The organism is Peribacillus sp. B65 (genome assembly GCF_058513295.1).
This window is the reverse complement of sequence record NZ_CP195840.1, coordinates 1,762,803-1,788,126: the sequence shown is the minus strand read 5'-3', so window position 1 is coordinate 1,788,126 and position 25,324 is coordinate 1,762,803. Positions and strand designations below refer to the sequence as shown.

Sequence of the window (25,324 nt, the reverse complement as noted above, 5' to 3'; positions counted from 1 at the left end):
GCCCCGTTTACGTAGCTTTTATTCCTTTGGTTGTTCCCTGAACACGTGTACCTGACTTAAAAGAATGTTGATTTTGCGTATTAAACAGCCTGCTTTTCCAACCATTCTTTCACTTTCCCAGCTTCTTTATCGTATTGAATGATGACCCTTCCCTCGCGGTCATTTTTAGTCGTGGAAGAGAACTCGATATAGACATAAGGACCTTCTTCTTTCATTACGGAATACCGCACCACACCATTAGGGTATGAAATTTCCCCCTGGATGATTTTTGGGATCTCTTCGCCCCACTCTGCCGTCACATCCTTGATCGCTAAATGGACAAGATGGTCGGCCACAAGCGATTCTTCCACTTCTTTATAAAATTTTTTATCAATGATAAACTGATCGATCATTAGTATTGTGAACATGATGAAAACACTCGCTACAATCATGACCATCGGGAAAACGACTCCTTTTTGATTATTCATCGACTTTCGTGACATTCCTAAAGAAAGGATGAAATCTTCGACTGAAAGTAGTCCCTGCTTTATCCGTTATATTTATAACAATGACACTGCCATCCTTCTCAACCCGGAATTTCGAAATGTTCTGTAAGATGACCTCATGCCCCATACCATTCACTCGTCTTCGGACCTTATCTTCATATTGTTCAAACGATGATAATTGTTCATCTGAAAGCATCAAATATAATTTATTTCCCATTACATCCTGAGCTTTGGAACTCCGGACCTCCTGCTTCATTTGCATGGTAAAGACCTCCCACTCTTTAGGATGCAATTTATCAACGGACCCCATCTGGGTGTGAATGATTGAAAAAAGCTGTAGAACAAAAAGGGACGTCGTCATTAATATCATTAAAGAAAAAAGCATTTCGATCATCGTAAAGCCATCATTTTTTCGCAGCATCACAAATGGATTCAAGATTACCCGATTCATCTTCATAACGTACACACCCTTCAATCATCCCCGGGAAATCCCCATTGTCCTTCCAAACCAATTCATAGGATCTTCTTTTGTAAATGATTTCCTGACCTATTGCTTGTATTTCCCCATCCATGAACGCCGTCAATCTTTCATATAATAAATGGTGGGCTTCTGTCCTTACGGCAATATCTTTCCGATGCGTCATTAACTCTTCAAGAATCGGTAAAATGGCAAGTACCAGGAAAATACAAATGGAAAATGCGGCCATCAGCTCAAGGTAAACGTAACCTTTACAATTTCTCAATCCTGAACCTCCCTTTACCGATATTGAGGACCAATTTGTACATTCCTTTTGACGTGTCAATCATAATCGTTCCGGCTTTTGAAGCATTTCCATACTGATTAAAATGGAAGCTAAACCCCAAAGTGCCACTTGAAAACTGAATATCCTTTGGTATGCTCCTCTCTAGAACGATCCCTTCCTTATAAGATGACACGGTATAAACCTTTTTGGCATTATTAATATGGAGGTAGATCAAGCTCTCATGACTGATGGCATACTGCTGTGCATAGAAGATATCTTCATGGAATTGAGAAAGAAATAGCCTATTTTCCATGCCTTTAGTGAAGCTAGGATATAGATTAGGACCGATTGAAATCAGTAGTACAAAAATAACGAGGACAATAAGGGTTTCAGATAATGTATACCCCCCATTGGACTGCCGTATATTCACTTCTCTCCTACTCAACGACCGTTATCTTTCCTTTACTATCCAAACTAATATCATCCCCATTAGGACAGGATGTCTGTTTGAGATAGCCTTGACTTTCCAATTCACCGATACTTCCGGGCAGTTTAGCATTATCAATCTCATAAGCCTGTACCTGTGCTTGGGCCATCTTCACGAATGCTTCACAACCTTTGGACTGAATCGTAGATTGGTTCTTTGTGATATTGGGGATTGTTATAATCAAAAGGATGGAAATTACCAGTAAAACAATAAGCATTTCAATTAGTGTAAACCCACGTTCATTCATCACGTTCTTCAACATATCCATCATGCTCCTGAACCACCTGAATACTAGATGGCTTCGAGCATTTTCACCTCCGGAATACAATAATAAAATCCTATATACTTTCGAGCAGTGAGAACATCGGCAGCAAAACCGCCAAATAAATGGACACGATCAACAGACCTATCAGTGAAAACATGAGAGGCTGAATGATTTTTAAGATTGCATTCATTCTCTCTTCAATTTTCTCCAGTATAAAACGACTGTAATGAAGTAGCTCCGCATCAAGTCTGCCATATTTTTGACCATTTGCAGCGACCACCGGCAAATTACCATCAAAATATGGAAGCTCCCGAAAAATCAATTCAAGTGATCTGCCCTCAATCAGATCATCCTTAATGATATTGCATAGTTTTTGGTAAAAGGGCTGCTGTTGGTTTATCGAGAATAATTTAATGCTATCGTTAATCGATAGCCCTCCGGAGAGTAAGCCACTTAATTGGCTTGCAAAAAAATAAGTTTCGTATAATTTGATGAAGTTCCCGAATATCGGAATTCTCATCAAAATCCTCCGCTGCCTTAATGGGCACAATCCGTTAAACCAAAATCGTTTGAGTACATACAAGAATAGGAGCAATCCGAGTAAAAAGAAGGGGAGTGCTGGAAGAATGAATGTGGAAGCTGATATTAATCTCAAGAGTGTATGCTGATCGACATCCATCGTGAAATAGATTGTCTGGAATTTAGGAAGGAGAACACTCTGAAGAATATAAAAAACAATACCTACAAAAAAGACTAAGAACACAGGATACACCATTAACTTTTTTACTTTATCCATATCCTCGGTTCTTTTCTTCCAATATCGCCCTCCTTCTATCAACGCCCGTTCCAGGTCGCCGTATTGTTCTCCATAAAATATATAACTTACAAGCTGCGGATGAAAATTCAGATGGGTCAGCACCAAGTGCAGCGGGAAACCGTTCCTTAAATCGGCTTTAGCCTGAGTGAAGTCTTCCGCTTTCTTCTTTGATTCCTGAAATTCAAGAAAATGCAGAGCCTCCGCCAAGGGATAACCATGCTTCAATAATTCACCTAGCTTCGAAATAAAAACCGCCTGCTCTTTTACCCTCCATTTACTTTTTGGTTTCATGGTATACCAGCCGTTCATATTCCTCTGAATCCACATAGCCCATCGCAACCGCTTTTCCAATTTCATCCTTCAATTGGCGGTAGCTGACCGTTGCCATTCCTTTTTCATCTCCCATTATCCTGAGAACCTCAGCCAGGCTTTTTCCATGGAGCAATTCATATACACTGGCCCTTTTATTCCTGGCAGTCATCTTGCAAGCAAAAGTACAGTCCCCTTTACATGGAAGACATCGCAATTCAACCAGCCGCTGTGCTGTCACGCCAATCAAGCTCTGTTCAACCTCAAGCAAGCTGACACCAAATTCCAGTAACCTGGAGATGGCGCCCTTGGCATCCCTTGTATGCATGGTTGTAAGTATCAAATGACCGGTTAATGCGGCACGCACTGCAATTTTGGCAGTTTCTGCATCCCTGACTTCCCCAACCATGATCACGTCGGGGTCATGCCTCAGGACGGCTTTTAGACCGACAGAATACGTAATACCCGCCTTTTCATTGATTTGGACTTGCAGTACCTTTTCGGATACATTTTCAATGGGATCTTCAAGTGTAATGATATTTCGATTGATCATTTCGTAGGCATGGTGAAGCAGGGAATATAATGTCGTGGTTTTTCCACTGCCAGTCGGACCGGTAAATATGAGCATGCCATGGGAATGCTTCAGGAGTGCAATCAATTTTTGGACGGTATTTGGAAATAAGGATAACTGTTCGAGAGGAAGGATATTCTGTTGGGGTATTAAGCGGATGACCAAACTTTCGAGATGGGCAGTGGGTAAAGTGGAAAGGCGGAGCCCGACAACCTGGTTAGCCAAATTAATGGTGAGGGCACCACTCTGGGGCCTCCTTTTCTCCCCTATATCCATCGAGGCAAGGAACTTCAAATGAGCGATCAGCCTTTCAGCTTCAAAGAATGATAATGTTTCCTGGGGTACAAGCTTATTGTCTATCCTGAATTGGATGAGAGGTCCCTCCCTCCGAAAAAAAATGTGGATATCCGATGCAGATTCCTGAATGGCACGGGTTAATATTTTTTCTGCGGTCTTTTCAATCGATATCAATTCATTCATCACCTCCTATATTTCTTGTTGTAAGGATTCGACAATCCACGACAAATTCCTGCTCCAGAATAAAAAAAATTCCCGAAAAGAACTTCGAGAATCATCTTACATGCTCACTTTCAATTCAAGCCTTTGGGAAACCAAATTTCTTAAAGCGTCTACATTATGACCTATCACCAGCTTTTCCCCGTCCATGAGGATGGGTCTTCTTAATAACTTCGGTTCTTTTGTTAATAATTGGATGACATCAGAAAGCATCATTTCGTCAATATTAACTTGTAAGTCTTTGTAAGCTTCACTTCTTGTTGCCAAGACTTCATCAAGTCCTTCCGTTGTCAATTCAAGTATTCTTTTTAACTCTGCTGCAGTTGGAGTTTCTCTGAATAAATGCCGTTCATCGAAGGAAACATGATTGGCCCTTAACCATTTTTTTGTTTTTCGGCAAGATGTACAACTTGGGTACGAAAAGAAAGTTAACTGTGCCATACTAATCACTCCCCGTTCACATTTTGTATACAATTATAATATATATAATGATTGTATAACATTTGTACAACCGATGTATATTTTTTGCATTATAAAACAGTTTAAATTGTGAACTTTTTTTAAACTAAAGGGAGTTAGCGCTTTCTATTATTCCATTTTTTTCTGCCTGCATTATAATGAACATAGGTAAACTATGGAATACAGGAGGGTGTAATGGAACAAACGTTAAAAATAACAAACGTGTTAGCAGATCCCACCAGATATTATATATATCAGCATATTGTGAAAAACCATGGCGATGTTTCGGTACAGCAAATTGCCGATTCTTTTAACATCCATCCAAATGTTACACGTTTACATTTGTCAAAACTTGAAGATATCGAAATGTTGACCTCGGATGCCCGAAGGACGGGTAAAGGTGGTCGCCCGAGCCGGCTTTATCGATTATCCGATAAAGTCATTCAGCTTCATTTTCCATATAGGAACTATCAGCTGCTTTCCAGGATTGCAATTCAGACGATGATGACATTAGGGGAACATGGAAAACAGGCTCTTTATGAAACGGGAAAAGGCTACGGGGAGGAACTGATAAAGCAGCAACTAGCCCTGAACTCGAAGTCGATCGATCGAATTGCTTTTGAGGAAAAAGTCAGCATGCTTAAAAATGCGGCTACCATCGCAGGGTTATCTCCTGAAATACAAGCAAGCGAAGAAGAAAATAAAATATACTTTCGTATCTTCAATTGCCCGTTTAAGGAAGTTACTGAAGTGGAGCCAGGGACAATCTGCTCCATGCACAATTCATTTTTAGAAGGTATGTTCGAAGCCTTGTTTGATAATGTCAATATTGTGGAATTAGAAAACATGATGTCCAATTGTACAGCATGCTCATACCAGGCTTCGGTTCTCACATAGAAACAAAAGGCATCCTTTACATTACCTTACAATTTCATTTATAATTATTTAGAATGTACACGACTAGACATAAGGAGGGATTCGGATGGAACGCATGTTCAGAGTATGTGGATTTTGGACAGGAATTATGGCAATTTTCTTTTATCTTGGCCATATGCATCAAACGTCTTTGCTTTTCTTTGCACAAACGATCTTTTTTGTTCTTTTAAGTTATTTGAAATTATCTGAGCGCATGTATATTTATGTTTTCGGCGCCTATCTTACCGTTTTCTTTGCAGGATTTTCCTACTGGAGCGTATTTATGATGACTCCTGGTACTGCGCATTAAGAACAAGCAATATTACATAACCCATGAATTTTGATTCATGGGTTTTTACTTGTCACCATTCAGGAAAGATCCTTACATCGTCTGCTAAATTCTTCGATTGAAGCAACACTTTGAAATGTTCACTAAATCCCCCTGGAACGATTAGCCCGCGAATTGCACGATTACGCTTCGCCGTTTTCGAGAATGGATCAGTTCCTTGATGGTCCCTCAATTCCTCTAATATTCCTGCCTTAAGCAAGAATTCATTTTGAAGAAAAAGCCCATGATTGGAAAGATCCTTTCTTTTTCCAATCTCGATTAATGTGTCAAAATGGATATGTGTCGTCAGATCCATATCACCAGGATACATAAGTGGATCTTTAATCATTTGGTGCTCATAATAGCCCCTCAAGCTCCCTTGAAGATGAGCTGGCTCCTTCCATTCCCTTTCGGTATAGCCATAATCAATTGTAAGGAGTATACCCGATTCGATACAGGAAACGATCTTCTCATATTCACGGACCATTTTTAACGGAACTTCATATCGTTGTCTTTCATTTAAGGTGATAGTTCGTTCTGTAAGGTAAGATAGAATGTCAGGGTTGTCCAAAGGTTCCCTCATCTCTACAAAATCTCCTTCCTTTTCAGTGACGAAAACCTCTACGAGGGCTCCCTTATACTTTTCGATCACATGTACAGGCAACGCGTCGAAAAGTTCATTTGAAAAGAGGATACCATTTACCTTCGTCCATTTTTCCAAACTGGCAGCGGAAACTGCCTGTTTGAACATCCCTATACGTTCTTGCTGAAGCCTTCTATGAAATGGACTTTCATCCACAAGGATATAAGTCAAAGAGTCCCATATCTGCGGTTCCAATTCCTTCATGGAAACGAGGATATCATAAGCGAGCTTACCATCACCTGCGCCGACCTCGATGATTTTTGGTGAAACTCCGCAGCTTTTTATTAAATAAACGAACCATCTGGCCAAAGATCTCCCAAATGCATCCCCAACATTGCCAGACGTATAAAAATCCCCTCTGGAGCCAATCTTCTTTTTTTCGCGTACATAGTAGCCTATATTTGGCGCATATAAAACAGCTTCCATATAGTCATGATAGGAAATTCTTTTTTGGGGGCTTCCTGCAATCAATTCCTTTAAGTGATTTTTCAACACAATGCCTCCGTCTCCATGATCTTAAAACATATGAAAATTAAATGGTCCTTTTCTTTACAAAACACATAAGTTCACAAAATGTTCAATTTTTTCATCTTACAGTCATAAGCGTGCCATCATTACATAATGAATGTTTTCGACAAATCTTAGTTCAGAGCTGAATCAAAGTCATGCACACAAGGCAAGGCCCCTGTTTTTATATTAAGTATAGTTCTGGAAATGACCCATTTCAATATTTTTACATAATTAAGAGCTAAAAAAAACAGGTGCCATACGGCACCTGCAAAGGTCATTATCTCAAAAAGGGATTAGTATTCTTTTCATCCAGAATGGTCGTGACAGGCCCATGACCAGGAAATACGATCGTATCATCAGAAAGTGACAGCAGCTTCGTTTCAATGCTATTTAACAGCACTGCCTCGCTTCCGCCTATTAAATCGGTTCTGCCTACGCTTCCTTGGAACAAGACGTCCCCTGAAAATAGGAGCCGTTGCTCCTTGGCATAATACGAAACGCTCCCTGGTGAGTGTCCGGGAGTTTCGAATACTTCGAAAGTGAATCCCCCAATAGTAAGTTCTTGCTCATTTGCCAGGAAGTGATCGGCAGGCTTCATGCGCATTGGATTTTCAGGGAACCAGTTTTGAGAACCATTCAATGCGGGATCAAGTAGCCACTTGGCCTCTTTTTCATGAATATATGCAGGTATCCCATAATGTTCCCGAATAGCATCAAGAGCACCGATATGGTCAAAATGTGCATGTGTCAATAAAATCGCCAAAGGCTTTAAATTTTTTGTTTGTATGTACTGTATGATTTTCTGCGGCTCTTCACCCGGATCGAAAATGATGCAATCCTGTCCATCGGAAACTACATAACAATTCGTTTGCAGCGGGCCTAGAGGTATTTGTGTCCATTTCATTTCCATCAGCTCCAATATGATTTTCTATCTTCATCTTACACTAATTAGGCTGCTAATGTTAATCCAGTTTACTCAAGTCATAGAAGTGTCACCTATTAAACCTCGACAAATAATTGAAAAAATATTAAGATATTAACAAATGCAATCTTTTCTACATATTTTTGGTAGTTGCTTTATTCTCTGGGTATATTATTAGGGATTAAGTATTCATTACGAAAAGGGGGTTTTGACATGATATTAATGGTAGTTTTCGGTCTTGTGGCTATATTAGGAGTAGTAGCTGTGTTTACCTCATTAAAAAAGAGAAACTTCTTAGGATTCATTTTTGCTGCCGGCAGTGCAGTCGTGTTTGGCTGGTTCACTGTCATGACTGTCATCAACAGCGGTTTTCCAGTTGCCCATTGAAGAAAAAAGCTCGCCATCCGGCGAGCTTTTGTTTTAGGTCATCATGTTTGTTTGAACAATCTTTGTATTTGATGGGTTTTCATATCAATGATTTTCTCAAATTGATATCCATATAAGCAGAAGTTGCCATCAAGCGAACAGCTTAATGGTTCATTTTCCATGTCCTTCATCAATTCTTCTTGTGTGCCTTTTTCCCAATTAAATTTAGTTAAGGTAAACCTTCCCTTATATTGGTCCGCATCTTTTGATTCATTAGGAATAAACGTTATCAATTCCTTGTCTTTTTCAATGAAATCATAGGATGGAATCACCCAATCTGAAAAGCTTTTCAATAGTGGTACGGAAAAAGAATGGATCGGCTTGTTTGATGGATCATAAAATGCATATGTACCCCGATCTTGATTTTCTGTCTCCACTTGAATCGTCATCAGCACTTGTTTCATTTTTTTAAAGTGAATGACATCGAGCATAAGGCTGTCCGTTCCATCCCCATTAAGCGCTTTTCTTTCTAGGGGTGCCGTCAAAGCAGGTTCTTCCCTGTCCCAATCGAGAAACATCAAATCTTTTTCACTTGCCCATTGAGCAAAGGGCTGTGGAAAGTCCAGAGTTTCCATTGTTTGTTCATCTGGATTCAACACATAACTGTTGTATGTCCAATCTTCATAAAAACTCGATAAAAACAACCGGCCATCTTTAAATGAATTCCACTCATAAGCTAATTCATAGGCTGGAATCGCCACGGAATACAGTGGATTTCCCGTTTTATCGAGTATTGTGATGGATGCTTTACCCGAAGAGGTGAAGGACGATAACAAAACATGCGTACCAGACGGACTGATCGATACTTCAGAAAACTCAAAAGCCGGCTGATAGAAAACGGAAGTATCATTCGTTTCCAAATTCCATGCCATCAGCTGGGATAATTCATTACCATCCCGCTTCACAGAATATAAAATGGTTTTGGAATCCAGCCATCCTACAATGGCTTCAATTTTATCCGTTTCTGCAGTCGGGACCTTTAAATTGCTTACTGAAGTTTCAAGGTTTGATTGGGAGTGTTCTTTTTCCGTATCATTTACGGGTTTACTAAGGTCCTTGGAAGGCTCACAAGCCGAGATAAGAAGGATAGTGGAGATAAATAATGGGATGATACACAACATCTTACAAATGGAAAGCCGCATACAAAGTGCTGCTTTGGATACTTTAATCTCCACACACCTCCCTCTTCAAAACTAAAACGCCTGGCATATGTGAGCGAGACATTAGAAAGAGAGTAAGGATTAACCAATCGAATCCTTACGACTTTCATTATAAAGTAAAAAAGAGAAAATGTGGCGAATAATGATCTTATATTTTTTTGGAAGTATATCCCTTAGAGGGAAATGTATCACATATAAAGGCCTGCCACCAATATCTTGACGGTATCTTCATATATACCCGGCAAATGGGATAGCGGAAGCGGATTGATGCCCTTTCCCAATTCGATTGTGAAACCGCCGCGTTTGAATTCCTGAATGAACCAATCTTTATACCCGGCATGGCTGTCAACGTATTGTACGGACCGATATCCGCTGCGTTCCTCAAACTCCCTTGCAACATTCGCTGCCTCTTCAGGTTCATGTCCCTCATATCCCCAATAGAATTCTTTTCCCTGGGTGTGAAGTGCAAGCACTCTTTCGAAATTCCGCCTCATTGCCAGCTCCTTCATGGCCAATGCTTCTGGTTCTGATAACGCGGACTCTCCTGGAAAATCTCTTGGAGCAGGGGCTTTTGGAATCTTTCTACGCTTTTCAATCTCCCAATTGGCAGGATATTGATTATTCAGGTCTACACCGCGGATATTGGCTTTCCAAGCATAAAAGGCAGGGTTGCCATTGTTTATTTTTAAAACATCGACCTTCCCCTCTGCCGCCTCCTCCCCCTTCAGGACAAGCTCGACTCCATCCGGATTCACCATTGGAACAATCGAAATGGTCATATCCCGATAGAAGGGCATACAATCCATTCCGCAAAGTGTACAATCATTTGTTACTGCCAGCAGAAAATCATTCAGCCATTTCATCAAAACCGCCGAAGTGATCCATTCATTAGCATGGAATGAACCGTTATAATGTATAATCTTATCGCCTTGACCGATCCTTACCTCAAGGAGTTCTTTTCCCAACACACTCCTCCCGATCGATTCAACCTTAATAAAGGGGTAATGAAAAGATAGAGTATCCAGATCGTCAAGAAGTGATTGATAATCATAGGGCTTGTCGGTGACAATCATGGGATTCATGACCCGGACGGGCACGGAAAAAGGTTTTTGTCCACCTTGATTCAATAATGATACCCCATCGATGGGCAGGTGATATTGTAATGCGATTTCGGCAAAATCGATATCTAACCGGGACTCTTCCTGAACAATGTATCCAGGTATCTGTACTTCCATGCCATTTGGCAAAACCCCGCCAGTAATGGCGGGATTGGCATCCTCTATCAAAACCCGGGGAATTTGGAACAATTGACTGTAATATGCCAAATCATCCCCGCTTCTGCTCACGACTTTCATTCAGCCTCCGCCCCTTTCATTGTTTTATCTTTATGAAGCGAAAGACAGAAAGATGTTCAGGAAGTCTCACGTGTTCCAATAATTGTAATGGGTACTGATTTTCCTGAAGAAACAAAAAAAACCTGGATTGCGCCAGGTATCAGTAGACAAACTCGATGAAAATCACCTACAGTTTGTTTGTACAATTTGAACGTCGATTTCCTCTTCAGGCACTCGCTTTCCGCGTCCAAGGGAGCCGCGCACCTTACATTCCAATCAACTTTGTTTTAACTTTTAGATAGGACACTATTGTCTACAGTCTTTTTGTTTTAGTATTTAAACTGATGTAACTTGAGTCTATTCAGCGATATCGGCTTGAAATGATTACTTTAGATCAACTGATGCCATCGAACGATTTGTAGTCGGCACGATTGTAACACGAGATATGATAGGAATATCCTAAAAGTCTATAGCGGAAAAGTTGATTGGAAGAGTTGGAAAACCGAAAGCTGTTGTCGCACGTGCAGCTTATAAAACACCTGCAATTACCGAGTTACTTATTATCGTGAGTATCAATCACCGAAACATAATTGCGCAACGAGTTCTTTTTTTAGCACAAAGATCATCAAAAGTAGTGACACGTCATAATGGGCAAGAATAAGTGGAAGTATCACGAGAGGTCAACTGTTTCTCCATACCTGCTTCAATTCCAATAAAGAATCAAAAGGTCCCATCTCGGAACCCTTTTGTGTACAAATTGAAACCTGGATTGCGCCAGGTTTCTTTTTTCAACGTTGCTCATAAAATCGGAGCAAATCCCCGTAAATGATTTTGTCGGAGTAATCAAGCTCCTGTTTCGCCTTTTCCAAATACTTCTCACAGGAACCCTTTTCAGTCGCCCTCCCAGTCTTTTTATCATAGCAGGTATCCATCGTATAGAGATAATCCTTCGTGATGAAACTGCTATCGCGAAGAACGGTGAATTCTAATTTCTCTTCAGAAAATAGATCTTTGCCGAATTCGATATAATCATCATTTTCAATCCCCAATAAATGAAGAAGTGTCGGCCTTACATCAATTTGGCCGGAAACGGTGGAAATCGTTTTTCCCTTCTGACCGGGGATATGTATGATGAGCGGGACACGCTGAAGCTGGATGGATTCGAAAGGTGTGATTTCCTTCCCAAGGAACTGGCTCATGGCAGAGTTGTGATTTTCCGAAATTCCATAATGGTCCCCATATAGCACAATTATGGAATCCTCATATAATCCATCACGTTTCAAATCGCCGATAAATCGTTCCAAGGCTTCGTCCGTATAACGTACGGTCGGAAAATATTGATTCAATGTTTTGGAATTTGAATCGTACGGCTCCAATGTCCGGTCTTCGTCATTCAAAGTGAATGGAAAATGATTGGTTAACGTTATGAACTTGGCATAAAAAGGCTCAGGCATCCTCTTCAGGTGAGAGATTGATTGTTTGAAGAACGATTTATCATTCAAACCCCAATTGATGGAATTCCCTTCAGAGACTTTGTATTCATCACTGTCATAAAACCGCTGGTACCCTAGGGAATTGTACATTATGTCACGATTCCAAAAGCTTTTATTATTGGCATGCAAGGAAGCCGTATAGTAACCTTCTTCCGATAAGATTTCGGGGGTTGCTTTGTATTCATTTTGGGCATGAGTGAAAAATACTGCACCTCTGCCTAAAGGATAGAGGGAATTCTCAATAATGAATTCTGAATCGGATGTTTTCCCCTGGCCAGTTTGGTGATAAAAGTTATTGAAATAATAGCTCTCTTTAATGAATTCGTTCAGAAAAGGAGTGATTTCTTCACCTTTGACAGTTTTATTGATGACAAAGCTTTGTGTGGATTCCAATGATACAAGGATCACATTTTTGCCTTTTGCCAGCCCATAAAGATCATCATTAACCTCTTTTTGATTGGCACGGACATAATTTTCAATTTCCGACAATTCACTGCCATCCGCAAGGGCACGTTGAGCTGATGATTTCGTCTGTAATATTGCATCATAGAGGTGATAATGGTACGTACCGATATTCTTAACGAGGATTTCGCGGTCAAACGTTCTTGTCAGTAGTTCAGGACGCGCCGCTTCAGCTAAAGCTAAGTTAAAAAATGTCACTCCTAAAGCGATTAACATGAAGAATTTACGATCCTTTGGATTATATCGACATTCATGGAATGTTTTTGGTTTGTATTTCAGCAGCAGCAGCAAGAAAAGGGTATCGGCAAAATACAATAGGTCACTCGGATTGATCAATTCATGTACACTGCTTCCAAGATCGTTCATATTGCTCGTTTGAAAAAGAACGGGAATCGTTAAAAAGTCATTGAAAAAGCGAAAAAAAACAAGGTTGGCAAAGAGGATGAAGGTGATGGAAAAACTCATGATCAATAAATATGCTGTCCTTCTATTTTCTTTTAAAAATATGTGCACGCCAAGAGTAAGCAAAAGGAAACTGAAAGGATTGATGAATAGTATGAACTCCTGGAGCCAATTATCAATATCTATCTCAAAACTTGTTTTATAAGCAATATATGTTTTAAGCCAAAGTGAAATGAATACGACCCAAAAAAATGAATATCCCTGTTTTTTGAAGACCCTTTTCAATCTTGGTCCCTCCTCATCGAAGAAGCGCTGGAGCCATGGTCCTGAGCGCCTCAATCATGGGTCATGGTTCTCCCCTCTATTTAAATGCAGGAACGATTGCCCCACCCATCAAAGCGGGGAAATTTTTTCAAAAATCCATCTTTTTTTCTTATACCCCTGTTAGCACAGGGCAGCAAGGCATCACGTATTCATTTGGCTTTTAATGAGCCAGGCTCCACCTATAACCCCTGCATCATTGCCTAGTGTGGCCAGGCTGATTTTCGTTGATTTACTAACCCGTTTGAATGCATACTTTTCGAAGGCAGCACGGACAGGATCAAGCAAAATGTCTCCCGCTTGTGAAACTCCCCCGCCAATGACGATTTTATCTGGATTCATGACATTCCCAACATGTGATAGTGCCAGCCCCAAGTAATTGCCCACCTTATCCACCACAGCTTTGGACATAGGATCACCTGCTGCAGCGCATTGGAATAACAGTTTGGAAGTAACCGTATTTCCCTCGTCGACTTTCTGCTGAAGCAATGACTTTTCATCGGCGGTATTCAAGGCTTCTAAAGCCATACGGACGATTCCCGTTGCCGAAGCAACCGTTTCCAGACAACCAGTCTTGCCACAATTGCATGGTGCCCCTCCGTCCGTTACGACCGTTATATGCCCTATTTCTCCAGCAGCCCCACTGGTACCATGGACGATTTGCCCATTATGGATGATCCCGCCGCCTACACCCGTTCCCAGAGTGACACAAACGAGGTCTTTGGCACCATTACCGGCACCTTTCCACATTTCTCCCAAAGCTGCCATATTGGCATCATTATCGATCACAGCTGGAAGAGATGTCTCCACTTCCAGTAAATCTTTTAAGGGGTAGTCCTTCCAGCCTAAATTGACGGCTTCATATATGGAACCGTTAACAAATTTCACGGGGCCTGGAGCACCCATTCCTATCCCTACTATCTTACTCTTCGGTTCATTAAGTTCAACGAGCTTCGCATCAATTGCTTTTGCTATATTAATCGTAATGAATTTTCCCTTTTCGGAGATGTCCGTGCTGATTTCCCATTTATGAATGATCTCTCCGTATAAATTGATCAGAGCCAGTTTGGTAGTTGTACCGCCTAAATCCACACCCATCAGCCATTTTTCCATCATTCTCACCTTTTTTATCAATTTTTTTTCTGTTTTTCCCTTTCAAGAGACAATTGCTGTCTAATTAAAAGGATCGCCATTTGATAATCTTTCGTATCCATCATCTGCATACGGTGGATTTCCCTTATTTCGGCCTCCATCATTTCAAGCTCGGCTAAGCGATCACCAATATAGATAAATGTACCGAATCTTTTCAAGTATTGTTGAAGATCATAATATGTTTTCATAGTAAACCTCTTTACTCTTTTCTTTAGGAAAGTATATCGAATCAGCCTTTTGGTAACAAGCGACCAATTCCCCCTTTGATAATTTCCCCCATCCCCCTCATACATGTCCAACTGTATTCATATGATGAAATATCAAGAATGTGGACTCTTTCGATTTGATTCAACAGCTTAATATTTTTAACCACTCATCACGCGCGAAAACGGAGGGGAAAAATGAAAGTACAATTGAAGTATACCGTCTTTTTGGTCTTGACCACCATTTTTGTCATCCTATATTTATCAAATCATAAAAGGGCAGAGGAAACCATCATTTTTTTTCCCATCGATTCCTCGCTTCATTTTGAACATGCTTCCACCAACCTGACACCGGAGGGCACCGGGGATTCAACCTATACCATCACTTGGAGGGTGGATTCTTCATTGGACCAGACAGCTTACTTGCGTCAAGACGTATCGCTTTTATACAAAAATGGAAAATTGGCAGGAGCCTTAAAAAATTGGCGCCAAAATAAACAAGAACTCTCTCAAAAAGCGAAAACTAAAGAAACCGAGAGTGGTCGTTATGAAGCGGTAACGTTTCATTATGCCGAGGTTCATCCGAGTGACACAATTTTCACCAGTGCCCAGCAGCTCAGTAAAGATAAACTCTATACAGTAACGACACCGGTTTTTCAATTTTTCCACCGTCCCCTTTCGGAAGAACAGGTTCAGTGGAAAAAAACGCTGGACGGCTTTACAGATCAAACGGTTCGAAATGGTTTGGAAAAAGCCGGTCAAGCATTTCAGGTTAATCTGGATCAGTACAAAATCATCTCTTTAACAGATTTGCCGTCAAAGAAAAATCAATGGCTTGCTGACTTCCCCCAATTCAAACGGGAAGAAATTGTGGGAAAACTGTGGGAAGGACTTTACAAAAATTACGTGTTGGGAATAAAAAAGGAGGATGGATCCACTGTGAGTCCACAAGGCAGCACCATCCCCCTATTGCTTATGGCTAAAAATCAAAGTGAAATACTTGTCTTGTTTACCCTGAAAGACGGTTCCCCAATCATGCTGCGTCAAAAGTTATAGTCGCTTTTCAATTTCTGCCAGCAGTTTTGTATATGATTTATTATCCGGGGCAAGCTCAATAGCCTGAACAGCTTGCTCCTTAGCTTGATCGAATGATTCGAGATTCATGTAGACTAAGGCAAGATTGTAATGGGCTTCATGCAAATCCGGATTGCTTTCAATCGCTTTTTCATAATAATCCCTGGCTTTATTTATGTCCTTATTATCAAAAGATAAATTTCCCAGCATAAAAAGCGATAGCGGTGCATCAGGATTTGCATCAACATAATTGTTTAACATCTCTTCCGCTTTATCCTCTTCATCATCATCAATATACTTTTGGGCCATCATGGCCATCGTATTATCATCCATAGCTGCACTTTCCTGATGATTGAATCCAAAGTTAAGAAGGGCATAGGTCAGTATTGCCGACCCGATCAGAAAAGCCAGCTGCCGTAAGATATTCCTGGACTTTGGCAGATGCACCACTCCAGCAGCAAAGAACCCTCCGATCAAACCTCCGATATGCCCTGCATTATCAATTCCCGCTACGGTGAAACCATATATTAAGTTAATGATGATCAACACGATCACCGATGAGCCCATCGAGCGCATGAATAATTTCGGATAGACGATGCCGAAGTACAGAAGTGCCCCAAAGCAGCCAAAAATGGCTCCGCTCGCCCCTGCGGAAAGATTCGGGGTCATGATGAAGCTGCCTAGAGTTCCAGCGAAACCAGCGAATATATAGATGAAAAGGAACCTGGCATTACCGTAAATCCTTTCAACCTCAGCTCCGATCAAATACAATGAAAATGTATTCATCAATAAATGAATGAACCCAATATGGACGATCATCGGTGTAAAGAACCGCCACCATTCCCCTTGCATGATATAAGGGGAAAATTTAGCGCCAAACTCAATCAAAGTTTTGGAATTGGTGCTGCCCCCATTAAACTCCATCAAGATGAATACAGCTATTTGTAACGCCATGAATATATATGTAAAGAATGGCTTATTGGCATTTTGAAATACCTTCTGCTCAGCCTTAGCCTTTTTGACTGACTCAGAGATGGCGTCTTTCTTTACTGCGAGAATCTTTTCCTCATCTATTTCATTATCTTCAAGAACTTGAATTGACAGTGGTTTTTTCAAAACATGTTCAAGGTTTTGCAACGAATCATGAAAGTTTTCACAAGTTAGAAGAAACGTGTTAACATTCGTTTTTTTAAAGGAAGCCACTCGTGAGCTAAAGTCATGATCATCCACCGGGGCGAATTTACTAACATAGATACTTAATATGTCAATGGGCTTTTTGTATAATTTCCTTCTGATCCTTTCCCCATTCTGCAAAGTTCGGTCGATATCGCGTTTCAGCCAATTAGCCCAATCCAAATCATGTCGAATGAGTCTAATGACTGGAAATTCTTTATTCTTATCGCTCTCTAGCCAAATCTCCTGATGGTTTTCCGTGACAGTGATCATTCGATAATCATAATGGGCAGACAACTCCCTTATGGTTTCCCAAAACAAATAATCCTCTTTAAATCCCAATGCCTTCCCCACTTTCCAATGAAACTTATGCTTCTGAAATTCCTGTTTCTTAATTAAAACTATAGACGAAATCATGAAAAAAGTAAAAAAGGAGACTGCTTTCCCGCTCCTTAAAAATAAAAAAAGGAACCCCTGATCAGGTTCCTTTTTAAGATGCAGGCTTTCTCATTTGGTCTGACTGAACATGCTTTGCATCATTTTATCCCTGAACATTGGCATATCCAAGGATTTAGTCACTAGAAATCTTCTTAAAATGCCGTTGGACAGCGCAACATTTATCAGGCGGTACCGGTTTTTGTAACCTGCATAAACAGCTAAACCAACCAAGAAGATTTGAATAATTAATCGAAGCATAACAATCCCTCCTATCCATAGTGTGATACAGGACAGGATTTTTATGAGCTAAAAGTGATAATTAATAAACTTCTTCTAATGGGAGTACGTACGTATTACCCTGGATGGGGTAATGAGTTTGCCGACCGCTATATCATGAACCTCTATCGGGAGTTCATCCATTAATTGAAGCTCGTATGTAAGGGCCAATGTATCTCCTCGGTAATAAGATAGGAAACGGTCATAATAGCCGCCTCCAAAGCCTAGGCGATACCCTTCCTTGGTAAAAGCAAGACCGGGTACGATCAATGCATCCAATTCCTCTTTCCGAGCCTTGGCTGTTTCAGCCACTGGTTCAAGCAACCCGTAATAAACAGACTCCAGCTGATTGAAGGACGAGATTTTCTTGAATTCCATTGTCCTTTTTTCAGGATCACATTTTGGTACTGCCACTTCTTTTCCTTCACTCCATGCTTGTTCGATGATCCGTACCGTTGGAACTTCGGGCGGTATGGAGATGGTGATGCCAACGGTTTTTGCTTTTTTCCATTCCTCCAGTGAAAATAAGTTTTCAGCGATTCGGTTCGATAGTTCCTCATGTTCCTCTTTAGTCAGCTCCATTAAACGGGACCTAGCTTCTTGGCGGAGCTTTTTTTTATTTTCTTTCATCTCTTCCGACTCCTTTAGTCTACTTCTATCATTATCTCATAATATTTGTTCATATACGAAAATACGGTGTCGGAAATTGCCGATCCATTAATGCAACCTGAAAATAACCACTAAAGGAAAGAGAGGAAGAAGGGATTAAAAAAATGCATAAAAAAAACAACAGGAAAAATCCTGTTGCTTACTTTGTTTCGCGGTGAGTCGTGCTGCGTTTTTCTCTTGAGCAGTATTTTTTAAGCTCAAGACGGTCTGGATTGTTACGTTTATTTTTTTTAGAAATATAGTTACGGTCTCCACATTCAGTGCAAGCTAATGTAATATTTACGCGCATTGTGTATTTCCCTCCAAACATATTGACTTTTTCACATAGGACTTTTCTATAATAGCATTATTCAATGCGAATTGCTAGTATGTTTTTTGGGAAATCCAACTTTAACTTTTTTGAATTCTTAATTGTTTACGTTTTGCATCGTCAGGAGGAGCTGATTATTTATGACTTTCGCCTCTTCTTTCGTTTCAGCATGAATGACCCAGGCCACAGCTTCCACACATTCCTTCGGCAAGATTTCAGTCTCTAGCGTAAACACACTGGTAACTTCCCCTTTGGCGAGCGGTGAATAAGCCAAGAGCCCCTCCTTCAATGATTTGAAGCATCCCTCTTGATATAGGCTTCCCTTACCTTGGATACAATATTGAGAGATGCTTTTTCCTTTCACCAATCCACCCAATAAAGCAATCGACTGAGGAGCTACATGTAAAATCGCCCGTTCATTCGGGCTGTAAAAAGCCACCGCCTGCCTTTCGAAAGCGTTTTCATAGTGAAAAAACACTTTTGGGCGCTTCGTCTCGAATGATGTATTTCTAATCGTGAACTTCGAAAAGGTCACCTGCCCTTGGGTATATGTTTGTGAAAGTGTCCGGATCTCTCCATTCGGATGACTCATCATATCTTCCTCAGGATACCAATCAAAACTCTCATCCATCCATAACCCAGCCTTTAACCCCTTACGAAATATATCCTGGTTATCCTGCGGCATATACGCGAATAGCGAATTCATATAATCATCCCTTCCCCTTCTTTATCCTTATATATAGCTTATCGTTAGGCGCTGACAGTGAATCTATCCACTTTGGAATCTGCACACCATTTTCTTATAGTCAACCGATTTTTAACTATTCAAAATATTTTGTTTTTTCGATTTATTCTATCTTTATGTTAGCACTGAATTGGCTGATGGACAATAAACACATTTTGTCGAATTTTATGTATGTTATCTCTTAAAGGTTTTTTTCCCATTTTAATGCCTGATTTTTTTTATTCAACGACGGTCATTAAGCTTTTCGACAATATTTGAAACAAAACAGACAATAAATGAAGTTTACGGCCCATTTCGGAAAATATAAAAATATGAAAATCTCCATTTTTTTAAAAATATGTGTAAAATATAAATATATTGTCGAAAATTAGCTTCTGAGGTGAAAACATGGAAACACTTATCATCCTTCTTTTTTCTTTAGCGATCGTCCTTCTCATCATTTCCTTTTTCGGTAAAGATAAAGTTGCCAAATTAGAGGAAGATTTGGAGCAGATGACACTAACGTATATGCAGGATATCTACCAATTAAAGAAGAAGGTGAAGATTCTTGAAGAGGAATTCGTTATCCAGGACGATCCTGCTCCCTCTGTAAAGGTTAAATCAATTGTCAATTCCAATGATAGCGAAACCATTCATGAAATTTTAAAAAGCCAGGTTCTATCTTTATATAGTCAAGGTCTTTCTTTGGACCAGATCGCCAAACAATCCTCATTAACGAAGGAACAAACAATTTCAGTGATCGAGCAGCAAAGATTGCGGGGTGAATGAGAATGAACAAAGCAAGACTGCAAGGTCTTTCCGCCGGTATCATTTTTACAACAACAATCTTTGCTGGCTATCATTATGGCACCGGATTATTCGAAGGCACCACTCCCACTGAGGAGGAAGCTAAGGAATTGCTCGTGAAGAAAGGATTCGTCGTTACACACCCTATGGAGGAAGCTAAAAAGACCGTCCAACCAAAGGATCCAGATAAGGATTCAATGGAGAAAGGGGCTTCAAAAAAAGATCCCTCCATCGTCACCTATACAATTAAAGTGAAAACGAATATGACCACAACCGAAATTGCCGATAGCCTTGCCAATGAAAAAATCATCGATGATGCTGCTGAATTTGAAGCATACATGAATGACCATGATTTCTCAAAAAAAATACAAATCGGTGAGTTTGTTGTTACGAATAATATGAAATATAGACAATTGGCCAATACTTTGACCCATTAATGAATAAGAGAGGCTTTTAAATGGACGATGTCCGAAAAAAGCCTCTCTTTTTTTCAATTAGGATCGGTTCATTCATTCCTGCCGATATATCTCCCTCTTACCAGGAAGTAAATATTCTCTGCGATATTCGTTGTATGGTCCGCTGTCCTTTCCAAATATCGAGCTATTAAGGAAAGCTGTGTAACCTGCTGTAGGTTTTTTTCATCTGAAAGGCGAAGGAGACTCCGAATCATATCTCCATAAAAGCTATCAACCTCGTCATCCATTTCAATGATCTCTCTTGAAAGAACAACATCTTCCTTCTCAAATGCTTCTATTGAAAGTTGAATCATCTTTAATGTAATATCATGCATCTGCTTTAATGGTGTTAAAGGCAGAATAAATGGCTGGTCACCGATTCGGATGGCTGATTTAGCGATATTCACACCAAAGTCCGCCATCCTTTCAATATCAGAGGCGATTTTTATGGCAGCAATGATACGCCTTAAATCAATCGCAACCGGCTGCTGCTTAGCAATCAGCAAAATCGCAAAGTCATTAATTTCCTCTTCCAGTAAATCAGCGATTGTGTCATCATCAATAACTTCAAGAGCCTCTTCTACATTATTGTTTTCCAATGCGGCATATGATTTTGATATGGCATTTGAAGCTAAATTAGCCAACTTCACGATTTTCTCCTGTAACTCTTTCAATTGAAGCTCGAAATTTTCACGAACGATCATTATCGCATCTCCCTTTCTCTTTAACCGAAGCGTCCGGTAATGTAATCTTCTGTTCTTTTATCATTCGGATTAGAGAAGATGGTGTTTGTATCAGAATATTCGATGACTTCCCCATTTAAGAAGAAGGCTGTTCTATCAGAGATACGTGCTGCCTGCTGCATGTTATGGGTAACGATGATAATGCTGAAATCCTTTTTCAGTTCTTGGACCAATTCTTCTATTTTCAAAGTGGATATCGGATCAAGAGCAGAAGTCGGTTCATCCATTAATATGACATCAGGTTCGATGGCCAAACATCTGGCAATACAAAGGCGCTGTTGCTGTCCACCTGAAAGTCCATATGCATTTTCATGCAGTCGGTCTTTCACTTCATCCCAAATGGCTGCCCCTTTTAAACTCTTTTCAACGATCTCATCAAGAATTTTTTTATTTTTAATTCCATGGATTTTTGGTCCGTATACAACATTTTCATAAATTGATTTTGGAAAGGGATTAGGCTTTTGGAAAACCATTCCCACCTGTGTCCTTAAATCTTCCACCTTATAGGACTGATCGAGGATATTCCTGTTTCTATATTTAATCTGGCCTGTCGTTTTCACATCCGGGACTAGCTCTATCATTCGGTTCAATGTTTTGATGTAGGTCGATTTCCCACATCCTGAAGGCCCAATGATGGCGGTCACTTCATTTTGGTGCATATCCAGATTAATATTTTTCAAAGCATGGTTTTCTCCATACCATAAATTGAGATTGGATGTTTCATACACCTTTTCCGTCAAGGCAGCTGATTCGACATTTTCGATTCCGATTGCCGTTGACTCTTTTTCTCTCGTTAAGGTCATATTCATGCTTCCTTCCTCCTATCAGTATCTTTTCTGGAATTTATTTCGAATTATAACCGCTATTGAATTCATGAATATTAACAGGATGAGTAAAACGATGATTCCCGCGGCAGCAACCTGCTGGAATTCCTCCTGTGGACGGGATGTCCAATTATAGATTTGCATCGGCAGCACTGTGAATGTATCCATGACCGTTTGAGGTAAAAAGGCGATGAACATTGGTATGCCAACCACCACCAATGGAGCCGTTTCACCGATTGCACGTGATAAAGCAAGTATCCCCCCAGTTAAAATGCCAGGTATCGCAGCAGGCAGGACCACTTTCAATATCGTTTGCCACTTTGTTGCACCCATTCCAAATGAAGCTTCCCTTAAATCACGAGGTACGGCACGTATGGCCTCTTGGGCAGCCACTATGATGACAGGAAGAACAAGTAGGCTCATCGTCAAGCCTGCTGCCAATATGGACCGGTCCAAGGCTAGGGCACGAACGAAAACCGTTAAACCCAAAAGTCCAAATACTATTGACGGGACACCTGCCAGATTGGAAATATTCACTTTGATAAAAGTGGTAATCCAATTCTTCCGGGCATATTCCTCTAAATAAATGGCCGTTCCAACACCAAGCAGCAGGGAAACCGGGGCCACCACTACCATCAACCAAATTGAACCGATCAACGCTGCCTTTATACCAGCCTCTTCAGGTTTCCTGGAAGCGAAATTCTGAAGGAAATCCCCATTCAGACTGCCAATTCCTTGAGTGAATATCCGATAAAATAAGATGGCCAATACGAGGAGGCCAACCAATGTTGCCAAGAAGAATAATCCTTTACAAATCGTGTTAACAGCCAGCCTAACAGGCATTTTTTTTGCAACATGACTTTTGTTTATCAGTTTCATGTCTTAGTATTCCTCCCTGAACTTGCGAGAGATGAACTGCGCCAGTAAATTCATGATAAGCGTAAAGACGAACAGTGTCATTCCAACCGCATAAATGCTGTAGTAAATCGTTGTCCCATATCCTGCATCCCCCGAACTTACCTGTACAATATAAGCGGTCATCGTTTGAATCGATGAAGTGATATCCATGCTCATATTTGGGGTCGAGCCGCCGGCAACACTCACAATCATGGTTTCCCCGATCGCTCTGGATAGAGCAAGAACGATGGATGCCACAATTCCTGAAACGGCTGCTGGCAATACCACTTTAATTGTCGTTTCGAGTTTCGTTGCTCCTAAGGCATACGCACCTTCGCGAATCGACTTCGGTACTGATACAAGGGCATCTTCCGACAAAGAGGCTATCATCGGCATGATCATGATTCCTACAACGATCCCAGGACTTAGAGCATTGAACATGTCAAGGGAAGGAAATAAATCCCGCAAAACCGGTGTTACAAAAGTTAAGGCAAAGAAGCCGTAAACGATAGTAGGGATTCCAGCTAAAACTTCTAAAATCGGCTTAATGATTCTGCGTGTTTTCTCTGATGCATATTCACTCAAGAAAATGGCTGTTGCAAGCCCTACTGGAACTGCAACCACCGCTGCTATGACTGTTATCTTCAATGTTCCCACGATAAGCGGCATAATCCCATAGGACGGTGTAGATGCAAATGGCAGCCATTTAGCTTCTGTAAAAAATTCGACGATAGATACTTTGTCAAAAAAGATAAATGTTTCAAATATAAGCGTCAGGATGATCCCGATTGTAGTAAAAACGGAAATTGCCGCCGTAAGGAACAAAAGCTTAGGGATGACTTTTTCCATATTCATTTTTTTCTTACTTTTCTTTTCCAGGATCATTTGCTGTACAGAATAGGTATCTGTTTTTCTAAGTTCCAACTTGCATCCTCCATTTCAGACACACAATATTTGGATTTACAAGCTGTTACCCCCGCCTTAATCGAGTCAAGGCGGGATTTCAGTAGCCTGTAATATCGTTTATTTTTCCAGTTCTTTTAATTTATCAAGATCTTTCTGGTACTCTTCTTCCGGCAGGCTGATATAACCCACTTCTTCAGCAAGCTCTCCTGCATTTTCAATGACGAATTGAGTATAATCAGCAACTTGTTCTTTTTCAGCTACCGACTTATTAGCTACATATGTGTAAAGTGGACGTGACAATGGTGCATACTCCCCACTTTTAATCGTTTCATGTGTTGGCTCTACAGCACCTTTGCCGTTGTCGATGGAAATGATCTTTAACTTATCTTTATTTTCAGAGTAGTAGGCATAACCGAAGAAACCAATCGCATTTTTATCACCTTCAACACCTTGTACAAGGACATTATCATCTTCTGAAAGCGTAGCATTTTCCACCATCGGTTTTTCTTCAAGGATCACTTCATTGAAATAATCATATGTGCCTGAATCTGTTCCCGGAGAGTAGAATTTAATTTCTTCGTTCGGCCATTCAGGACGTATATCAGACCATTTCTTCACCTTTCCATTATCAATCCACAGTTTTTGAAGTTCTTCAACTGTTAGTGAATCGATGAATTCATTATCTTTATTGGCGACGATTGAAATACCGTCAAATGCCAGTTTCAACTCTGTATATTTAACTCCCTTTTCATCAAGTAAGGCAGTTTCTTCTTCTTTGACCGGGCGGGATGCATTGGCTAGGTCCGTATCACCAGCGATGAATTTCTTGAATCCCCCACCTGTTCCTGACGATCCCACTGAAACCTTCACATCAGGCTGTGTAGCCATATATTCTTCTGCAACTGCCTCCATGATCGGAAAGACCGTTGAAGAACCATCCGTAATTACTTCTCCCTGCAGTTGGCCAGATCCTTTTCCTTCACCGCTGCTTGTCTTAGTGTCATCGGATCCACAACCCGCCGCTACTGCAATTACTCCACCCATCATTACAGTCATTGCCATACCTTTGAAACGTCTCATTTGTAAATCCCCCTAAGAATTTTAT

The 25,324-nt window shown here is 40.5% G+C and carries 31 protein-coding genes; 6 read left to right on the top strand and 25 right to left on the bottom strand.

Features of this window, described 5'->3' with window-relative positions; translation table 11 throughout:
• Window positions 1-80: 80 nt before the first annotated feature.
• The 8 genes from comGG to ACSR9O_RS08765 form a co-directional block, all read right to left on the bottom strand.
• Entirely contained in the window at window positions 81-467 is a 387-nt protein-coding gene (gene comGG / locus ACSR9O_RS08800; RefSeq protein WP_230177009.1) for a competence type IV pilus minor pilin ComGG, read from the bottom strand.
• The gene (gene comGF, locus ACSR9O_RS08795; RefSeq protein ID WP_101222552.1) at window positions 460-942 is read right to left on the bottom strand and encodes a competence type IV pilus minor pilin ComGF; all 483 of its coding nucleotides are present in this window, start codon (window positions 940-942) and stop codon (window positions 460-462) included. Before comGF ends, comGG begins: the two co-directional genes overlap by 8 nt.
• Window positions 890-1,228 (bottom strand): hypothetical protein, encoded by a 339-nt coding sequence (locus ACSR9O_RS08790; RefSeq protein ID WP_101222553.1) that lies wholly within the window; start codon window positions 1,226-1,228, stop codon window positions 890-892. Before ACSR9O_RS08790 ends, comGF begins: the two co-directional genes overlap by 53 nt.
• Complete coding sequence (gene comGD / locus ACSR9O_RS08785) at window positions 1,215-1,658, bottom strand: competence type IV pilus minor pilin ComGD (RefSeq protein ID WP_260359039.1); 444 nt, start codon at window positions 1,656-1,658, stop codon at window positions 1,215-1,217. The genes ACSR9O_RS08790 and comGD overlap by 14 nt, the downstream gene beginning before the upstream one ends.
• A gap of 7 nt (window positions 1,659-1,665) precedes the next feature.
• Window positions 1,666-1,977, bottom strand: a complete 312-nt coding sequence (comGC, locus tag ACSR9O_RS08780) for a competence type IV pilus major pilin ComGC (RefSeq protein ID WP_290370120.1) — start codon at window positions 1,975-1,977, stop codon at window positions 1,666-1,668.
• Window positions 1,978-2,053: 76 nt separating this feature from the next.
• The gene (comGB, locus tag ACSR9O_RS08775) at window positions 2,054-3,088 is read right to left on the bottom strand and encodes a competence type IV pilus assembly protein ComGB (RefSeq protein WP_230177010.1); all 1,035 of its coding nucleotides are present in this window, start codon (window positions 3,086-3,088) and stop codon (window positions 2,054-2,056) included.
• Entirely contained in the window at window positions 3,072-4,157 is a 1,086-nt protein-coding gene (gene comGA, locus ACSR9O_RS08770) for a competence type IV pilus ATPase ComGA (RefSeq protein WP_491724301.1), read from the bottom strand. The genes comGB and comGA overlap by 17 nt, the downstream gene beginning before the upstream one ends.
• A 96-nt stretch (window positions 4,158-4,253) precedes the next feature.
• Window positions 4,254-4,634, bottom strand: a complete 381-nt coding sequence (locus ACSR9O_RS08765) for a Spx/MgsR family RNA polymerase-binding regulatory protein (RefSeq protein WP_101222556.1) — start codon at window positions 4,632-4,634, stop codon at window positions 4,254-4,256.
• 213 nt (window positions 4,635-4,847) lie between these two features.
• Here ACSR9O_RS08765 and ACSR9O_RS08760 point away from each other — a divergent pair, with 213 nt between their 5' ends.
• Window positions 4,848-5,549, top strand: coding sequence for a helix-turn-helix transcriptional regulator (locus ACSR9O_RS08760; protein ID WP_491724300.1), 702 nt, complete (start codon window positions 4,848-4,850; stop codon window positions 5,547-5,549).
• An 85-nt stretch (window positions 5,550-5,634) separates the two neighbouring features.
• On the top strand, window positions 5,635-5,877 hold the full coding sequence (locus ACSR9O_RS08755; RefSeq protein ID WP_076365317.1) for a DUF2626 domain-containing protein: 243 nt from the start codon (window positions 5,635-5,637) through the stop codon (window positions 5,875-5,877).
• Between the two features lie 52 nt (window positions 5,878-5,929).
• On the opposite strand, the gene ACSR9O_RS08750 is transcribed toward ACSR9O_RS08755, so the two are convergent.
• Window positions 5,930-7,030, bottom strand: a complete 1,101-nt coding sequence (locus tag ACSR9O_RS08750) for a class I SAM-dependent methyltransferase (RefSeq protein WP_230177011.1) — start codon at window positions 7,028-7,030, stop codon at window positions 5,930-5,932.
• A gap of 295 nt (window positions 7,031-7,325) precedes the next feature.
• The gene (locus ACSR9O_RS08745; protein WP_101222559.1) at window positions 7,326-7,952 is read right to left on the bottom strand and encodes an MBL fold metallo-hydrolase; all 627 of its coding nucleotides are present in this window, start codon (window positions 7,950-7,952) and stop codon (window positions 7,326-7,328) included.
• Window positions 7,953-8,183: 231 nt separating this feature from the next.
• On the opposite strand from ACSR9O_RS08745, the gene ACSR9O_RS08740 reads away from it, so the two are divergent.
• Complete coding sequence (locus ACSR9O_RS08740) at window positions 8,184-8,357, top strand: DUF2759 domain-containing protein (protein WP_101222560.1); 174 nt, start codon at window positions 8,184-8,186, stop codon at window positions 8,355-8,357.
• A gap of 41 nt (window positions 8,358-8,398) precedes the next feature.
• Here the strand turns inward: ACSR9O_RS08740 and ACSR9O_RS08735 are convergent, their stop codons facing one another.
• From ACSR9O_RS08735 to ACSR9O_RS08715, 5 genes are all read right to left on the bottom strand, one after another.
• Window positions 8,399-9,571, bottom strand: a complete 1,173-nt coding sequence (locus ACSR9O_RS08735; RefSeq protein ID WP_260359043.1) for a YqgU-like beta propeller domain-containing protein — start codon at window positions 9,569-9,571, stop codon at window positions 8,399-8,401.
• Between the two features lie 173 nt (window positions 9,572-9,744).
• Window positions 9,745-10,911, bottom strand: a complete 1,167-nt coding sequence (locus ACSR9O_RS08730) for a M14 family metallopeptidase (protein ID WP_230177013.1) — start codon at window positions 10,909-10,911, stop codon at window positions 9,745-9,747.
• A 767-nt stretch (window positions 10,912-11,678) separates the two neighbouring features.
• On the bottom strand, window positions 11,679-13,532 hold the full coding sequence (locus ACSR9O_RS08725; RefSeq protein ID WP_491724299.1) for an LTA synthase family protein: 1,854 nt from the start codon (window positions 13,530-13,532) through the stop codon (window positions 11,679-11,681).
• Window positions 13,533-13,712: 180 nt separating this feature from the next.
• Window positions 13,713-14,684, bottom strand: coding sequence for an ROK family glucokinase (locus ACSR9O_RS08720; protein WP_101222564.1), 972 nt, complete (start codon window positions 14,682-14,684; stop codon window positions 13,713-13,715).
• Window positions 14,685-14,698: 14 nt separating this feature from the next.
• Window positions 14,699-14,908 carry a YqgQ family protein gene (locus ACSR9O_RS08715; protein ID WP_101222565.1) on the bottom strand — a complete coding sequence of 70 codons (210 nt, stop codon included), beginning with the start codon at window positions 14,906-14,908 and terminating at the stop codon, window positions 14,699-14,701.
• Between the two features lie 213 nt (window positions 14,909-15,121).
• On the opposite strand from ACSR9O_RS08715, the gene ACSR9O_RS08710 reads away from it, so the two are divergent.
• The gene (locus ACSR9O_RS08710; protein WP_101222566.1) at window positions 15,122-15,979 is read left to right on the top strand and encodes a hypothetical protein; all 858 of its coding nucleotides are present in this window, start codon (window positions 15,122-15,124) and stop codon (window positions 15,977-15,979) included.
• On the opposite strand, the gene ACSR9O_RS08705 is transcribed toward ACSR9O_RS08710, so the two are convergent.
• From ACSR9O_RS08705 to ACSR9O_RS08685, 5 genes are all read right to left on the bottom strand, one after another.
• On the bottom strand, window positions 15,974-17,587 hold the full coding sequence (locus tag ACSR9O_RS08705) for a rhomboid family intramembrane serine protease (RefSeq protein WP_491724298.1): 1,614 nt from the start codon (window positions 17,585-17,587) through the stop codon (window positions 15,974-15,976). The two genes, ACSR9O_RS08710 and ACSR9O_RS08705, sit on opposite strands and share 6 nt — an antisense overlap.
• Before the next feature lie 90 nt (window positions 17,588-17,677).
• Window positions 17,678-17,866, bottom strand: coding sequence for a protein YqgO (yqgO, locus tag ACSR9O_RS08700; protein WP_101222568.1), 189 nt, complete (start codon window positions 17,864-17,866; stop codon window positions 17,678-17,680).
• 75 nt (window positions 17,867-17,941) lie between these two features.
• Entirely contained in the window at window positions 17,942-18,514 is a 573-nt protein-coding gene (locus ACSR9O_RS08695) for a 5-formyltetrahydrofolate cyclo-ligase (RefSeq protein WP_260359048.1), read from the bottom strand.
• Window positions 18,515-18,692: 178 nt separating this feature from the next.
• Window positions 18,693-18,842, bottom strand: a complete 150-nt coding sequence (gene rpmG / locus ACSR9O_RS08690) for a 50S ribosomal protein L33 (RefSeq protein WP_028391797.1) — start codon at window positions 18,840-18,842, stop codon at window positions 18,693-18,695.
• Between the two features lie 118 nt (window positions 18,843-18,960).
• Window positions 18,961-19,569: a hypothetical protein gene (locus ACSR9O_RS08685; protein WP_101222570.1), complete on the bottom strand. Its 609-nt coding sequence runs from the start codon at window positions 19,567-19,569 to the stop codon at window positions 18,961-18,963.
• A 426-nt stretch (window positions 19,570-19,995) separates the two neighbouring features.
• On the opposite strand from ACSR9O_RS08685, the gene ACSR9O_RS08680 reads away from it, so the two are divergent.
• Window positions 19,996-20,376 (top strand): hypothetical protein, encoded by a 381-nt coding sequence (locus ACSR9O_RS08680; RefSeq protein WP_491724297.1) that lies wholly within the window; start codon window positions 19,996-19,998, stop codon window positions 20,374-20,376.
• Between the two features lie 2 nt (window positions 20,377-20,378).
• Window positions 20,379-20,831 (top strand): hypothetical protein, encoded by a 453-nt coding sequence (locus ACSR9O_RS08675; RefSeq protein ID WP_491724296.1) that lies wholly within the window; start codon window positions 20,379-20,381, stop codon window positions 20,829-20,831.
• 68 nt (window positions 20,832-20,899) lie between these two features.
• On the opposite strand, the gene phoU is transcribed toward ACSR9O_RS08675, so the two are convergent.
• The 5 genes from phoU to ACSR9O_RS08650 form a co-directional block, all read right to left on the bottom strand.
• Window positions 20,900-21,553, bottom strand: a complete 654-nt coding sequence (gene phoU, locus ACSR9O_RS08670) for a phosphate signaling complex protein PhoU (protein WP_101222573.1) — start codon at window positions 21,551-21,553, stop codon at window positions 20,900-20,902.
• Between the two features lie 20 nt (window positions 21,554-21,573).
• Window positions 21,574-22,395, bottom strand: a complete 822-nt coding sequence (pstB, locus tag ACSR9O_RS08665) for a phosphate ABC transporter ATP-binding protein PstB (RefSeq protein WP_397315861.1) — start codon at window positions 22,393-22,395, stop codon at window positions 21,574-21,576.
• Between the two features lie 21 nt (window positions 22,396-22,416).
• Window positions 22,417-23,295: a phosphate ABC transporter permease PstA gene (gene pstA, locus ACSR9O_RS08660; protein WP_101222575.1), complete on the bottom strand. Its 879-nt coding sequence runs from the start codon at window positions 23,293-23,295 to the stop codon at window positions 22,417-22,419.
• 3 nt (window positions 23,296-23,298) lie between these two features.
• Entirely contained in the window at window positions 23,299-24,198 is a 900-nt protein-coding gene (gene pstC, locus ACSR9O_RS08655; RefSeq protein ID WP_101223464.1) for a phosphate ABC transporter permease subunit PstC, read from the bottom strand.
• A 138-nt stretch (window positions 24,199-24,336) separates the two neighbouring features.
• Window positions 24,337-25,299 (bottom strand): PstS family phosphate ABC transporter substrate-binding protein, encoded by a 963-nt coding sequence (locus ACSR9O_RS08650; protein WP_101222576.1) that lies wholly within the window; start codon window positions 25,297-25,299, stop codon window positions 24,337-24,339.
• Window positions 25,300-25,324 lie beyond the last annotated feature (25 nt).

Bases quoted from the DNA above. Each gene is read 5' to 3' on its own strand.
- comGG (WP_230177009.1), bottom strand. From the start codon at position 467: ATGAATAATCAAAAAGGAGTCGTTTTCCCGATGGTCATGATTGTAGCG.
- comGF (WP_101222552.1), bottom strand. From the start codon at position 942: ATGAAGATGAATCGGGTAATCTTGAATCCATTTGTGATGCTGCGAAAA.
- comGC (WP_290370120.1), bottom strand. From the start codon at position 1,977: ATGTTGAAGAACGTGATGAATGAACGTGGGTTTACACTAATTGAAATG.
- comGB (WP_230177010.1), bottom strand. From the start codon at position 3,088: ATGAAACCAAAAAGTAAATGGAGGGTAAAAGAGCAGGCGGTTTTTATT.
- comGA (WP_491724301.1), bottom strand. From the start codon at position 4,157: ATGAATGAATTGATATCGATTGAAAAGACCGCAGAAAAAATATTAACC.
- ACSR9O_RS08765 (WP_101222556.1), bottom strand. From the start codon at position 4,634: ATGGCACAGTTAACTTTCTTTTCGTACCCAAGTTGTACATCTTGCCGA.
- ACSR9O_RS08760 (WP_491724300.1), top strand. From the start codon at position 4,848: ATGGAACAAACGTTAAAAATAACAAACGTGTTAGCAGATCCCACCAGA.
- ACSR9O_RS08755 (WP_076365317.1), top strand. From the start codon at position 5,635: ATGGAACGCATGTTCAGAGTATGTGGATTTTGGACAGGAATTATGGCA.
- ACSR9O_RS08745 (WP_101222559.1), bottom strand. From the start codon at position 7,952: ATGAAATGGACACAAATACCTCTAGGCCCGCTGCAAACGAATTGTTAT.
- ACSR9O_RS08740 (WP_101222560.1), top strand. From the start codon at position 8,184: ATGATATTAATGGTAGTTTTCGGTCTTGTGGCTATATTAGGAGTAGTA.
- ACSR9O_RS08730 (WP_230177013.1), bottom strand. From the start codon at position 10,911: ATGAAAGTCGTGAGCAGAAGCGGGGATGATTTGGCATATTACAGTCAA.
- ACSR9O_RS08720 (WP_101222564.1), bottom strand. From the start codon at position 14,684: ATGATGGAAAAATGGCTGATGGGTGTGGATTTAGGCGGTACAACTACC.
- ACSR9O_RS08715 (WP_101222565.1), bottom strand. From the start codon at position 14,908: ATGAAAACATATTATGATCTTCAACAATACTTGAAAAGATTCGGTACA.
- ACSR9O_RS08710 (WP_101222566.1), top strand. From the start codon at position 15,122: ATGAAAGTACAATTGAAGTATACCGTCTTTTTGGTCTTGACCACCATT.
- ACSR9O_RS08705 (WP_491724298.1), bottom strand. From the start codon at position 17,587: ATGATTTCGTCTATAGTTTTAATTAAGAAACAGGAATTTCAGAAGCAT.
- yqgO (WP_101222568.1), bottom strand. From the start codon at position 17,866: ATGCTTCGATTAATTATTCAAATCTTCTTGGTTGGTTTAGCTGTTTAT.
- ACSR9O_RS08695 (WP_260359048.1), bottom strand. From the start codon at position 18,514: ATGAAAGAAAATAAAAAAAAGCTCCGCCAAGAAGCTAGGTCCCGTTTA.
- rpmG (WP_028391797.1), bottom strand. From the start codon at position 18,842: ATGCGCGTAAATATTACATTAGCTTGCACTGAATGTGGAGACCGTAAC.
- ACSR9O_RS08685 (WP_101222570.1), bottom strand. From the start codon at position 19,569: ATGAATTCGCTATTCGCGTATATGCCGCAGGATAACCAGGATATATTT.
- ACSR9O_RS08680 (WP_491724297.1), top strand. From the start codon at position 19,996: ATGGAAACACTTATCATCCTTCTTTTTTCTTTAGCGATCGTCCTTCTC.
- ACSR9O_RS08675 (WP_491724296.1), top strand. From the start codon at position 20,379: ATGAACAAAGCAAGACTGCAAGGTCTTTCCGCCGGTATCATTTTTACA.
- phoU (WP_101222573.1), bottom strand. From the start codon at position 21,553: ATGATCGTTCGTGAAAATTTCGAGCTTCAATTGAAAGAGTTACAGGAG.
- pstB (WP_397315861.1), bottom strand. From the start codon at position 22,395: ATGACCTTAACGAGAGAAAAAGAGTCAACGGCAATCGGAATCGAAAAT.
- pstA (WP_101222575.1), bottom strand. From the start codon at position 23,295: ATGAAACTGATAAACAAAAGTCATGTTGCAAAAAAAATGCCTGTTAGG.
- pstC (WP_101223464.1), bottom strand. From the start codon at position 24,198: ATGATCCTGGAAAAGAAAAGTAAGAAAAAAATGAATATGGAAAAAGTC.
- ACSR9O_RS08650 (WP_101222576.1), bottom strand. From the start codon at position 25,299: ATGAGACGTTTCAAAGGTATGGCAATGACTGTAATGATGGGTGGAGTA.